Source organism: Micromonospora sp. NPDC049301, assembly GCF_040678715.1.
Lineage (GTDB): Bacteria > Actinomycetota > Actinomycetes > Mycobacteriales > Micromonosporaceae > Micromonospora.
On sequence record NZ_JBFAQO010000003.1, the window covers coordinates 190,204 to 203,065 of the forward strand.

The following is a 12,862-nucleotide window of genomic DNA, read 5'->3' on the forward strand; positions in this document are numbered from 1 at the left end:
CGTTGGCTGACCCGGCCGGTTCCCGGTTGGCGTCGGTGATCGGGGGCGCTGCCGGTCGCGACACGTTGCTTCAGCGGCCCGCAAGTTGCACGTGGTCGACTGCCCGGTCCAGCAGCATCTGGAGTTTCTCCTGGGCGGGCGGTTCGTAGTCGTTGTCGCCGCGGGTGAATTGGACGGTCACGACGACATTCGCGTGCCGGGCCCGTAGTCGGATGTTCGAGGGGTGTGCGTCGTCCGGCGGGAAGGCGGCGACGTGCCCTTCAGCGCCGGCTTTCTCCGGCAGGTCCCACACGGCGTACCCCTCCGCGCGGTCACGGCCGCGGTGCTCGGCCAATTGGGCGGACGCGCGGCGGATGCCGGAGGTCCGCGTGTTGCTGGACAGCAGTTCGTAGTTCAGTTCGAGGCTGCCCGCACTGTCGAGAAGAAACACCTGATAGTTGACCGCACATTGGCTGCCTGTTTCCGGGGTCCTGCCGTTAGAGACGATTTGCCGTCGTGTCAGCACCGACCCGGGATTCCACACATGCTTGGCGGTCTCGTCGTCGAGGACGTCGCAGGCTCGGGGCAGCGTCACGGCTTGCGGACCGGTGGCCCAGGTCCAGGGCCGGTCCACCGCCGACAGCAGGATCGCGATGACCGCGACGGCCACGAGGGCGCCCCGGGCGGCCGTGGCGCGTGACGTCGACAGGACCGGCGCGGGGGAGCCCCACCGCTCACTCCAGCGGCGGATGGTCTGCACTCCGTCGCGGAACTCCACGTCCCTGGCGAAGACGTCGGTACGCGGACTCGGCAATGTCAGCCGGTGCAGCATGGCGGTGTCGGCCCGACGCAGCGACACGGTCCGGCCGGTCAGCGTCGGGCGAACCTCCATCGCCAGGATCGACGGCCAACGCACCCGCGTTACCCCGAACCGGCGTACCCGTACTCCGTCCCGGCTCAGTTCGGTGAACCCCCATTGGGAGGTCACCACCAACCGGAGGCCGACGACGACCAGCCACATCCCGGCGAATAGCATGGACAGCACGATCCGCTGCCAGCCGAGCCAGACCAGCGGTACCGCGAGGATAAGCGGAACCAGGGCCAGGAGCCCGAGCCGCCGCCGGGGACGAAACAGCAACGGGGCCGGCAGGGGCGGGGCCGGCGGCGGGGGTGGTGCGTCGGTACGACGGCGGGCCAGCACGAACCGGCCCTGTGCGCCAAACACCCACCGGCAGGGGGTCTGCCGCGGATTGTCCTCGCGTACCGCGTCGAACACGAAGTCGTAGATCTCGTCGACGGTGATCTCACCATCGCGATTCGCATCGGCTGCCCCGGACTCCAGCCCCTCCACCAGCGCCCGGGTGAACACTGATGGCCGCGGCTCGATCGTCTCGCTCAGCGCGCCGTCCTCGAACGCGTACTCGATGGCGGACGAGGCCGTGATGATGATCAAACCGCGACCGCGGAACCTCTCCTGGACGTGCACCGTCTGGTCAGCGCGCAGCACCATTCCCCGTGGGAACGCCCCGCTGTAGCAGCAGTCGAGCACCAGCACGACCCGGCGCGAGCGGCTGCGCTGCACGCACGAACTAATTAGGTCGGCTGTGATCGCGGTGGTCGCCAGGTCGTCCAGACGGGTGTCCTGGGCGGCGAGATACAGCGCGCCGGTGGCGTCTTTCAGCCCGTGACCGGAGAAATAGAGTACAAGCATGTCGTCGGGCCGGCGGTCGGCGAAGAACCGCTCGATCGCCGCCACCGTCGAGGCCGTCGGCTGGTCCAGCAACGCTTGCGTGTCGAACCCGCCGATCTCGGGATCGCCGAGGGCCCCGGCCAGTGCCGCCGCGTCACGCGAAGGCGCGCGCAGACCGCTCAACCTGCTGTCGTCGTAGCGGGAGTTGCCGATCAGTAGGGCCTCACGAGCCATCTGTCACCTGCCCGGCGTGCCGTCGCACGAACAGCTCGACCAGTTGGCGCGTCTCGGCCACCGTCGCCCCGGTTATCTCCAGCCGGTCCCCGGCGATCTCCACCACGACCGCCCGGCTGATCGAGTTAGGCAGCCACGCTCTGATCGTGTCGAGCGCGGTGGTCAGCAACTGCGGCGACGAGGAGATGGTCAGCGCGATGACGCCCAGGATCTCGGGCAGGCCCTTCGCGCCGTCCCGCCCGTCTGCTGGGGAGAGCGGTGTGACTAGCGACAGTCCACCGAGGTCTGCCAGGGCGCGGCCGAGCGACGCCATCTGCTGCTCGACCTCGATCGCTTCGAAGTCGCCCGGCATGTCGAGTGTCACCACAAGCCGGAGCCCTCCGCCATCGGTCATCGGCCCTCCAGGTTCCTCGATCACCTCGTTCGATATCGAGCAAAGGATATCCCTGCACCGCACGCGCCAGCTGCGGCCGTGCTGCCGCACCAGGCTCGCGTGGCGACCAAGTTCACTTCGGTCCACGACGCCTGGTCGGCGACCGCCTGCAAGGCTCGCATCGTTACCAATCATGTGGCTCCTGGAGGTCAAGGACCCCGCAGACATCTTCGTCACCCCAGAGATTCGCCGGGCCGGTTGGTCGTGGCAGCCTGTTGGGGTGACCTTTCTGCTTCCGACGGGGGACTGTACAAATAACGGCTGATCGACCGATCAGGGTCTGTGGATCTAACGGTGTTTCCGGCCTGACCCGCCAGGCGTTGTGCCTGGTGAGGAGGGTGCCGTTATGACCGCGACACTGAATGACCAGACCGGAGGCAAGAAGCGGCCCGAGCCGTCGGCGGAGGCGAAGGTCGCCGCTGAGCTGGTCCGGGCAGCGAAGGAACAAGGGCTGTCGTTGACCGGCCCGGACGGGCTGCTGAAGCAGTTGACCAAGACGGTCCTGGAGACCGCGCTGGACGAGGAGATGACCGAGCACCTCGGCTACGAAAACATGACCAGGCCGGCGCCGGGTCGGGCAACGTCCGCAACGGGACCCGGTCGAAGACGGTGCTGACCGACAGCACCGGCCCGGTGCAGATCGACGTGCCGCGGGACCGAGCGGGCACGTTCGATCCGCAGATCGTGCGTAAGCGGCAGCGCCGGTTGTCGGGCGTCGACGAGGTCGTGTTGTCGCTGTATGCCAAAGGGTTGACGACCGGGGAGATCTCGGCGCACTTCGCGGAGATCTACGGGGCTTCGGTGTCGAAGGAGACGATCTCGCGGATCACCGACAAGGTGATAGAGGAGATGACCGACTGGTTGCATCGTCCTCTGGATGAGATCTACGCCGCCGTGTTCATCGACGCGATCGTGGTCAAGGTCCGCGATGGGCAGGTCGCGAACCGGCCGTTCTACGCCGCGATCGGGGTCACCCTCGACGGGGGAGGACATCCTCGGCCTGTGGGCCGGCACCGGCGGGGAGGGCGCCAAGTTCTGGATGAGCGTGCTGACCGACCTGCGTAACCGGGGCGTGAAGGACGTGTTCTTCCTCGTCTGCGATGGCCTCAAGGGCTTACCGGAGGTCGTGACGAACGTGTGGCCCCGCACGGTGGTGCAGACCTGCATCATCCATCTGATCCGCAACACGTTCCGGCTGACGTCCCGCAGGTATTGGGATGAGTTGAAGCGGGACATCAAACCGATCTACACCGCCGTCAACGCGCAAGCGGCAAGGGCGGCGTTCGACGACCTGGCCGACAAATGGGGCGACCGGTATCCGGCGGTGATCCGCCTGTGGGACAACGCCTGGGCGGAGTTCATCCCGTTCCTCGACTACGACCTGGAGATCCGCAAGGTCATCTGCTCCACGAACGCGATCGAGTCGTTGAACGCCCGCTACCGGCGGGCGGTCAAGGCCCGCGGCCACTTCCCGAACGAACTGGCCGCGTTGAAGTGTCTGTACCTGGTGACCCGGTCTCTGGACCCCACCGGGGACGGCAGGACCCGATGGACGATGCGCTGGAAACCCGCGTTGAACGCCTTCGCCATCACCTTCAGCGACCGCTTCCCGGCCGCTGAAACCTACTAACCAAGATCGCCGGAAACACCGTTAGCGAGACAGCCCCCCGGGGACAGGGTCTGTCAAACGAACGGTGTAACTCGGGGTTGTTGACGCCTACTTGCGGCCTGCGGACAGGCGTCCTTCGAAGGCGATGCCGAAGGCGTTGAGGGCGGGTTTCCAGCGCATGGTCCAGCGCCGGGGGCCCTGCCCGGTCGGGTCGAGGCTCATCACGGCGAGGTAGACACACTTGAGCGCGGCGGCCTCGTTGGGGAAATGGCCGCGGGCCCGCACGGCCCGCCGGATGCGGGCGTTGACAGACTCGATGGCGTTGGTGGAGCAAACGACGGTGCGGATCTCGGCGTCTCAGGCCAGGAACGGCACGAACTCCGCCCACGCCTGCTCCCACAACCGCACGATCGCGGGATACTTTCCGCCCCAGGCCTCGACAAACTCGGTGAACCGAGCCCTGGCGGCGGCTTCGGTGGGAGCGGTGTAGACCGGCCGCAACGCTTTGGCGATGGCGTCCCAGTGCTGCCGCCCGGTATACCGGAACGACGCCCGCAGCAGGTGGATCACGCACGTCTGCACGACCGCTTCCGGCCACACCTCACCGATCGCATCGGGCAAGCCTTTGAGCCCGTCGCAGACCACCATGCACGCGTCGGCGACGCCGCGATTCTTCAGCTCCGTCAGGACCTGCAGCCAGAACTTTGCGCCCTCGCCGCCGTCGCCGGCCCACAGGCCGAGGATGTCCCGGGTGCCCTCCACGGTGACGGCCAGGGCCAGATAGATGGGCCGGTTGGCGACCTTCCCATCGCGGATCTTCACGTGCACCGCGTCGAGGAAGATCACCGGGTAGACCGGGTCCAGGGGCCGGTTCTGCCACTCCGTCATGCCCTCGACGACCTTGTCCGTGATCGTGGAGATGGTCTGCCGGGACACCTCGGCGCCATATACCTCGGCCAGGTGGGCCTGGATCTCCCCCGTGGTCAGTCCCTTGGCGGACAGGGAAATCACCATGTTGTCCACCCCGGACAACCGGCGCTGACGCTTCTTGACGATCTGCGGGGCGAAGCTGCCATCGCGATCCCGCGGCACGCCGATCTCGACCGGGCCGACGTCGGTCAGCACCGTCTTAGCCCGCACACCGTTGCGGGAGTTCCCGCTGTTCCTGCCCGCCGGATCGCCCTTGTCATAGCCCAGGTGGTCGGTGATCTCACCCTCAAGCGCTGACTCCAGGACACGCTTTGTGAGCTGTTGCAGCAGCCCGCCATCGCCGGTCAGCTGCAAGCCGGCCGCACGGGCCTGCTCCACGAGCTGGGCGACCAGCTCCGCGTCGACACCATCCGCCGGCTGTCCCGGCCCGTTCTTCGCCACCGCGGCAGTATCCACGGCGGCCATCGATCCATCGGACATCACGTGCTGCTCCTTGATCAGGAGTTACACCGTTCGTCTTACAGTCCCCCTACGGCGGGGCGTACCTCGGCGCGGACGGCAGCATCGCCGCGGAGCTGGAGAGCTGGCTCAACGAGCGCGAGTTGGACGTCCAGGAGACGACCCTTAGCAACTAACGGGACGTCATCCGCTGCTACGTGGTCCCGCACATCGGCGGACGGCAGCTCTACGCCCTCGACAAGCGGGTCATTCACGACCCCTACAAGAAGCTGCTGAAGAGTTGCGGCAAGAACGGCGGCCGCTGTCGCCGACCACCGTCCGCATCGTGCACCGGATCATGATCAAGGCACTGGGCGACCTCGGGGTCAACGTCGACGGTTTCCAGCGGCGGGAACTCCAGCAGATCGCCGAAGTGCTCACCGCCGATGTCCCAGTTGAGGTAGACCATCACCGCGTACCGGCCGTTGTGCTGTGGCTCGATGGCGACCCAGCGGATGCTCGATGTTCGCCTTGGACGGTGGGGCCGAGGACCTGCTCGATTGCGGCCGGCTTCGGCCACTCCTCCCTCGGCGGCAAACCACCCATCAGCTGCGTCATCAAAGGATCCCTACAGCTAACGCGCGCTCCGGGGCGCCCGAGCCGGGGCACGCACGCCTGTCACTGAGATCTACACTCCACGCTCGTGCCGACGAAGACGACGACGCCAAGCAGGTGTCCGGCCTGTGCCCACGACCTGATCCTGCTGGAGGCGGGGGCGCTCTCCTGGTGCCCTGCCTGTCGGTGGAACCTGGACGTGTACGACCCCGCCCTGGCTCCGTGGCGCGGCACCAGGATGATCGGCCGGTGGGGGTTCCGGCGAGGGCTGGAGCTCGACCGGGCGACGCAGGAGCAGCTGCTGGCCGACCCGGAGGCACGCCCGGCTGGGACGTCCTTGGGTGAGGTCTGGCTGTTGGCGGTCTCCGTGGTGCTGGCCCTGCTGGGGATGGCCGCTGTGGGCTACCTCGTCTGGCTCGTCGTGGCCAGCGACCTGCCGCCTGGGGTCCGGCTGGCCCTGGCGATCCCCGCTGTGCTCATCTTGCTGCTGGTCAAGCCCTCGTTCGGGCGGGTGCCCAAGTATGGCGTGATCACCGAGCGCGAAGCCCCGCAGTTACACCGTCTGGTGTGGGAGGTCGCCGATGCCGCCGGGACACCGGTTCCCGACGTGATCTGTGCAGACCTGAGCCTCAACGCTGGTGTCGCCCGGCTGGGCTGGCGCCAGCGGTCGATGCTCGTCATCGGGATCCCCCTGTGGGTGATGCTGCCGCGGCCGGCTCGGGCTTCGCTTCTGGCCCACGAACTGGGTCACCTCGCCAACGGCGATCCACTTCGGGTACGGAGGACCCTGCTGGCGAGGACTTTCGGCACCCGGGCAGTAGCGGCCACCGGTGGGCGAAACCCCTGGCGGCGGGCCGTTCGCGCGACGGACTCGCTGGCCGAGCAGGGGAGCGGGACCTTCGTCCTCCTCGGGATGATCGTCCATGGAATCGTCGCTCTGGCCAATGTCGCCGGCGCGACCGCGCAGCTGCTCGTCGACAGCGTGGCGATGCCCGACAGCCGCCGCGCCGAGTACCGGGCCGATCTGATCGCCCGCCGGGTCGCCGGCAGCGCGCCCTTCCTCCGATCCTCCGAGACGGTCCTGCTCGCCGGCCGGATCTGGCAAGACTTGTGGCATCTGGCGCCGCGCATCGACGGCGGGCAACTGGAGGCGATGGCTGCTGAAGCCCGGAAACGCCTGGCCGCCCACCTGCCGCTGGCCCGTCAGCTCAGCCGGCGAACCACCGACCTGTGGAGTACCCACCCGGGCGAAGACCAGCGGATGCGGCTGATCGAGGCCCTGCCAGGCGTCGACGGAGTTCTTTGCGTCGACGACATCCGTTGGGCCGAGATCGACGCTGAACTCGCGCCGTGGCGCCGCGCCGCACACAACGCCCTCCTCGGAACCCGGGACCGGTTCTGAAGAGCTTGCGCCACCCGGGCAGGCCCGGGGTGCTCGGTCCGAGCCTGGCCGGGTGATGTCCGTCAATCCGGCCCAGCAGGGCTGATGGGGGTCATCTGGGCGTGAGCTGTAGGTCACCATGAACGACGACCATGGACTTGTGGTCGACGTCGCCCCTCGGACAAAAACCATTGCCCCACGGTGCGCGCTGAGATCGATTGCAGCGCGCACCGTTTGCGTCTCGGGTTGGGAGATAAGCCGGAGTCCGAGTTGGCGGTAGACCTCGGCCTTGTCGCCGGGACCGGCGTCGCCGAGCACGGCGGCGATGTCGCCGAGCGCGGTCACCAGGGTCGTGATTTCTGCTTGGCTCATCCGGCGCGGGGCGATGCCCGCGTTCGCGCGTAGATCTGCTTCCGCACGGGCGCGGCGCGCTCGGCCTGGGTCTGCGCGATCCAGCCGGTGACAACCGCCGGGTCGGCACCAGCGTCGAGGGCGGCCGGGTAGCGCTCCAACGTGGCGTCGCACTCGGTGATGATCCTCTGAGCTGCTGTGCCCGCTGCGGGCGAATGATCTAAGGGCTGGGCGTCGGCCATCGCGGTGATCGCCCGAATCGGGCTGCGGGAGCGCGCGCTGGTCCAACCTAAGCACTGGGCCGGCAGCTGACGATCGGTCTGCGGGCCGTTGCGAGCCCGGTTTGGGGGAGCAGGGTGGGAGCAGCCGACGACGCCTCGGCGCGAGCGCGGCTCGAGGTACCGGCTGATGGACCCACGGTCACCGCCGGCCATCACCAACCAGGCCCGACCGCACATCGTCGCCTGCGCCCAGACCGGTTCCTGAAGCGCTCCAAGATCGTATCGTCGCCCGACCGCCTCCCGGTCGCTGTCCGCCTGATAGAAGTGGGCGTCGGATAGCACCCCGGGCCTGCCTTTGGTGGATTGTGGCGGCGTACGAGGTGGGCAGCCTCACCTCCACTGAGGGCCGATCCGGATGATTGGAGTGCGGGGTGGCCCTGGAGGACAAGCTGGCCGGTTGGACCGTTCCGGACAGCGAGACCGAGCAGGACAAACAAGATCGCACGGAGCGCTGATCCGAGGAGGAACTGTTGCTCGATGCGTTGGGCGATCCGTGGGTATAGCGGGTTAGGAGCCGGCACCAGTCGGGGTGAGGAAGACGAATCGGATCGCCGGGTTACGCGCGGTGAGCCGCCGTCTGGCCTCGTCGGCCACGTCCTCGATGTCAGCGGCCCTGACGCGGTCGGCAAAGTCGATCTTCGCGACAACGAGAATGTCGTCGGGACCGAGCTGCAGGGTCAGCAGCTCCACGATGCCGTGCACGTGTGGCAGGGCGGCCAGTTCCCGGCGAATCTCGTCCTGAACTGGCTCCCTTGCTGACCGGCCGACGAGCAGGGCGAGGTTGTTGCCGGCCAGAATGGTGGCCACCACGAGGAGCAGTACACCGATGGCGACCGATGCGATGCCATCCCAAACCGGGTCACCGGTCAGCTCGGCGAGCCCCAGGCCTGCACCGGCCAGCCCCAGGCCGATCAGGGCTGCGCTGTCCTCCAGGAACACCGCCTTGATGGCGGTGTTGGGCGTGCGCCGCAGGACCCTAGCTGGACTGATGGCCCAGCGCCTGGCCCGGCGCCGTACCTGCCGCACCGTCCGCAGCAGGGACATCGACTCCAGGACGAAGGAGACGGCCAGCACCGCGTACGAGACGAAGTAATCTCCAGTCTCTTTGGCCGATGCGATGACGTGCACGCCGTGGGTGATGGAGAAGCCGGCGCCGCTGACGAAGGTGAAGACCGCGGCGAGGAGGGCCCAGATGTAGCTCTCCCGACCGTAGCCGAAAGGGCGCTCGGCGTCGGCCCGGCGGCCGCCGCGACGCAGCGCCACGAACAGCAGTACCTCGGTCGTGGTGTCGGCGAACGAATGCGCGGCTTCCGACAGCACGGCCGCCGAACCCGAGAGCAGACCGGCAACCACCTTGGCCGCAGCGACAGCGACGTTGACGAAACCAGCCACGATCACCGTGCGGACGCTCTGCGACTGCCCGTCCGATTCGGTCATAAAGACAGGCTATGGGCCGCGTGTCGGCCGGGCGGACAAACCGACAGGCACACGCGGTGCTCGGCCGGAGAGTCGCCCTGATAATTGCTATTGCGGTCGCCTGAAGCGGCAACCGGTGTGGCGTCCTGATTCCCCGCGGAGTGCTCCGCGGTTCTGCACGCCAGTAGACAAAGCTCTATGTCGCCTGGCAGGGGGAGTGTGCGCAGGTCAAGGCGGCTGGGTGCAGGTTGGCGAAGAGGTTTCCGCGCCCGAAGCGCTCATCGACGCCGGACGGGAACGAGGGTCTTGACCTGCGGTGATGCGGTCGAGGGGTGCGACCTGACCTTCCAGAGATGATCGAAGTTGTCATCTGCTTGCCTCGCAAGGTGTGGTTCCGGGTGTCGATCTGGCCGCCAGCTCAGGCGTCGCCGTCTGGCTCGGTGTAGCCGTGTCTGAGTAGCGCGGCCCGGAGCTGGTTTTGCCACGTCTTCTCATCGGCGTTGCGCCATCGGTGCTGGCGTGTGCATTGCCAGTTCGGCGGCGGTTCCTCGGGGAGGAAACACCCGCCGAGTGCAAGGTCGCCGTCGGCAGCGGCATTTCTCGCTTCTGTGACCGGTAGGCCGAAGAGCAGTGGGACGCCCGTCGTGTGGCACTCGGGGCAGGCTGGAATCACCTCGCCACGGTACCGATCCTGCGGCGTCTACGCGGGCGGACCGCGGACGGGTCGAACCAGGAAGCTGGCTGGGGGAACGGATCGTATGAAGCCGACGTCATGTGCGGGTAAGGAACCGTTGGTTGGCCCGCCTGCCAATTGGGAGCAGATTAGGTGCAGGTTGGAGAAGCGGTCACTGCGCCCGAAGTGCTCACCGACGCCGGACAGAGGCGAGGGCTTTGACCTGTGGTGATGCGGTCGATCGGTGCGCCGTGAGCTCCCAGTGGAGGGCGAAGTGGTCAGGTGTCGCTGCTCCCAGGGTGGCTGGCGCCGGCGGGCGTCTCGGGTCGCCTAACGCCGCGCCTGCAGGTGCGGTGTGGATCGATGTAGAGCGTTGCGGGTGAGCGGGCTGAAGCCCGCCGCGGGCCCGTCATTTGAGACACCGATCCCACGGGCATCGTCCTGAGCAGGCCCTTCAGGCTGGAGACCTCTTCGGCGAATCCGAAGGCGTCAGCGCTGGCGCCCCCGCGGAGGGGGTGGGGCGGCGTCCGCTCATGTTGAGATGAGGGAGGCGTTCGTATGGTGAGTCACCGCAGTGCTGCTGCGAGTTCGGCGGCGTTGTCGAACGCGGGTGCCGCCCTTTCGGATTCGTCTTCCGTGAGCGTGACGGACTGGGCGCGGGCCAGCATCTCGGCCGCAGTCTTTGGATCGTGCAGCACCATCGCGAGTTCGGCGCGGTAGACCAGGACCTCGACCTGCTCGACCGGGTCGTCGTCGGCTTGCGGGCGGGCCAACGCGCTGTCGAGGATCCAAACGGCCTGTCCGACGCTTCCCCTGGAATCGGCCTGCACGACAGCATTCGCTAGGGCCTTGGCCAGCCGCCCGGCAGGCGTGGCGGCCGGCATGGGCGCGGTGGCGGCGTTCCGAAAGACGCGGATCCAGTTGCCGCCTGGGTCGATGACGCTGAATCCGCCCAACCCGTCGGCGTTCTTCCGCGCCCTAGGCCGGGTCATCCGCGGCGTTCCGGACACCAGTACCTTGCCGTACGCGGCGCGCATGCCGGCTGCGAATGCCCGATGTAGTCCCTCGATGTCCGAGGTGAGTACGAGACAGGAGCCATAGGACTGCTCCGAGTCGAACCCGGCGATCTCGAAGAACTGCAGATGCAGGTCTTCCCGCTGCACCCCCACACACGCGTTGGGCTTGCGTTGCTTGTACGTGGTGCGGAAACCGAGAACTCCGTAGAAGGTTTCGATGTCGTCAATGGATGCGCACGGCAGCAGGGGAACGGTCACCTCGTTGGTCATGCCTTCTTCCTAAGCGTCGCAGGGTGTCCGTCGCACATGGAAATAGCCGATCATCGCCTTCGGTCATCCGATCGGCTGATGACCCAGGACGCAACGCTGCCCAGCCGAGCCATCGGCGGTGCCTTCCTGCCTGCCATATGTCTCGCCAAGATCAGGCGCCCCGGATCTGCCGCCGACCGTGCGCGGCGGCGCACAAGTAACGGGTGGACGTAGCATGGTTCGGCGGGTCTGGTGGCGCGGGTCGTCTCGGCGGTCGTGAGCCAGCGCCCTCCAACTCTGGAGATTTCGGCCGCCGGGCTCCTCGTGTCAACTAGCCCGGACTGTGTCAGCTTCCGGCGGACCGGACATCGGGCCTTCAGAACGGCCGGCTGGAACGCGCCTAGCGCCAGCCGTTCGCTATGAAGCTGCGGGTAATCATTCGACAGCGGCATGTCCGCCGCGACCGCGGGGGCCGGGCGGCGCGTGCGCCCCCGGCCCGGCGTGACAGGAAACTGTTGGCATGTCCTCGACGATGCTCGTGGTTGGCCCGAAGCTCGGTGTCGCTCTGGTTGTCCTGACCCTGATGGCGGCGGCCGTCGTGACCCTCGGAAAGCTGGGTCACGGTCGGCAGGTCGTGGTCGCCGCCGTCCGCGCTGCGATCCAACTGGGAGCCGTGTCGCTGTTGATCGCGGGCATCGTGGTGTCGCTGTGGGCCACGGCTGCCTTTATCGTCCTGATGTGCGTGGTCGCGACGGTCACGTCCGGGCGGCGGGTCACGGGCGGCAGTCGGGGCTGGTGGGCTGGCGCGCCGATCGTGGTGGGCAGCATGCTGGTGGTGGCAGGGCTGCTGTTGGCGGGCCTGGTGCCGATGCGCGGCATCGCGATCATCCCGGTCGCGGGGATCCTGATAGGCGGGGCGATGACCGCGACGTCGCTGGCCGGGCGCCGCGCGCTCGACGAGCTGACCAGCCGGCGTGGTGAGGTGGAGGCCGGCCTGGCCCTGGGCCTGCTGCCCCGCGACGCCGTGCTGCTGGTGTGCCGTCCGGCGGCCGGACAGGCGTTGGTCCCGGCACTCGACCAGACCCGGACGGTGGGTCTGGTGACCCTGCCCGGCGCGTTCGTCGGCGTGCTGCTCGGTGGAGCGAGCCCGCTCGCCGCCGGAGTGACGCAGTTGGTCGTCCTCGTCGGGCTCCTCGCCGTGGAGGCCGTCGCCGTCGTCCTCACCGTCGAACTGGTGGCCCGCAGCCGTATCCAACCCGTCACGTCAGAACCCCGGGCGGGCCGTCGGTAACTCTTGGACAACGGATGCCGGGCCAATCACATGCGCGTCGTGGGGCACGATGGGCAACGGGTGTTGTCGGCTGGGCCGGGCGGGGGCGTGCCGCTCGGGCACACCGACAACGACGCCGCACACCTGCTGGGCTGGGCGATAACTGCGCCGACGGCGCGGCGGCCTGTTCCTTGCCCGCCCGGGGTCCGTGACGGCGGGGACCACTGAGGCAGGGCACTCTTCGGCTGCCGTCCGGATCGCGTAACAGGCCGCTTAGTTCCTTTCGTGCGTTGAAAC

8 protein-coding genes and 2 pseudogenes are annotated in these 12,862 nt (G+C 67.9%); 3 read left to right on the plus strand and 7 right to left on the minus strand.

Features of this window, described 5'->3' with window-relative positions:
- Nucleotides 1-70 precede the first annotated feature (70 nt).
- Nucleotides 71-1,903 (minus strand): caspase family protein, encoded by a 1,833-nt coding sequence (locus AB0K07_RS10730; RefSeq protein ID WP_363753199.1) that lies wholly within the window; start codon nucleotides 1,901-1,903, stop codon nucleotides 71-73.
- On the minus strand, nucleotides 1,893-2,471 hold the full coding sequence (locus AB0K07_RS10735; RefSeq protein ID WP_363753201.1) for a hypothetical protein: 579 nt from the start codon (nucleotides 2,469-2,471) through the stop codon (nucleotides 1,893-1,895). The genes AB0K07_RS10730 and AB0K07_RS10735 overlap by 11 nt, the downstream gene beginning before the upstream one ends.
- Nucleotides 2,472-2,682: 211 nt before the next feature.
- Between AB0K07_RS10735 and AB0K07_RS10740 the strand changes: the two are divergent.
- Nucleotides 2,683-3,966, plus strand: a pseudogene (locus AB0K07_RS10740) (IS256 family transposase).
- A gap of 87 nt (nucleotides 3,967-4,053) precedes the next feature.
- Here AB0K07_RS10740 and AB0K07_RS10745 read toward each other — a convergent pair.
- Together AB0K07_RS10745 and AB0K07_RS10750 are read right to left on the minus strand one after the other, a co-directional pair.
- Nucleotides 4,054-5,355, minus strand: a pseudogene (locus AB0K07_RS10745) (IS256 family transposase).
- A gap of 238 nt (nucleotides 5,356-5,593) precedes the next feature.
- The gene (locus tag AB0K07_RS10750; RefSeq protein ID WP_363753204.1) at nucleotides 5,594-5,785 is read right to left on the minus strand and encodes a hypothetical protein; all 192 of its coding nucleotides are present in this window, start codon (nucleotides 5,783-5,785) and stop codon (nucleotides 5,594-5,596) included.
- Nucleotides 5,786-6,016: 231 nt separating this feature from the next.
- Between AB0K07_RS10750 and AB0K07_RS10755 the strand changes: the two genes are divergently transcribed.
- Nucleotides 6,017-7,330: a M48 family metallopeptidase gene (locus AB0K07_RS10755; protein ID WP_363753207.1), complete on the plus strand. Its 1,314-nt coding sequence runs from the start codon at nucleotides 6,017-6,019 to the stop codon at nucleotides 7,328-7,330.
- A gap of 347 nt (nucleotides 7,331-7,677) precedes the next feature.
- Here AB0K07_RS10755 and AB0K07_RS10760 read toward each other — a convergent pair whose 3' ends face one another.
- The 3 genes from AB0K07_RS10760 to AB0K07_RS10770 form a co-directional block, all read right to left on the minus strand.
- Nucleotides 7,678-7,902, minus strand: coding sequence for a hypothetical protein (locus AB0K07_RS10760; RefSeq protein WP_363753210.1), 225 nt, complete (start codon nucleotides 7,900-7,902; stop codon nucleotides 7,678-7,680).
- A gap of 546 nt (nucleotides 7,903-8,448) precedes the next feature.
- Nucleotides 8,449-9,378 (minus strand): cation diffusion facilitator family transporter, encoded by a 930-nt coding sequence (locus tag AB0K07_RS10765; RefSeq protein WP_363753213.1) that lies wholly within the window; start codon nucleotides 9,376-9,378, stop codon nucleotides 8,449-8,451.
- Nucleotides 9,379-10,596: 1,218 nt separating this feature from the next.
- Entirely contained in the window at nucleotides 10,597-11,316 is a 720-nt protein-coding gene (locus AB0K07_RS10770) for a VOC family protein (protein WP_363753216.1), read from the minus strand.
- A 499-nt stretch (nucleotides 11,317-11,815) separates the two neighbouring features.
- On the opposite strand from AB0K07_RS10770, the gene AB0K07_RS10775 reads away from it, so the two are divergent.
- Nucleotides 11,816-12,586 (plus strand): ABC transporter permease, encoded by a 771-nt coding sequence (locus tag AB0K07_RS10775; RefSeq protein WP_363753219.1) that lies wholly within the window; start codon nucleotides 11,816-11,818, stop codon nucleotides 12,584-12,586.
- Nucleotides 12,587-12,862 lie beyond the last annotated feature (276 nt).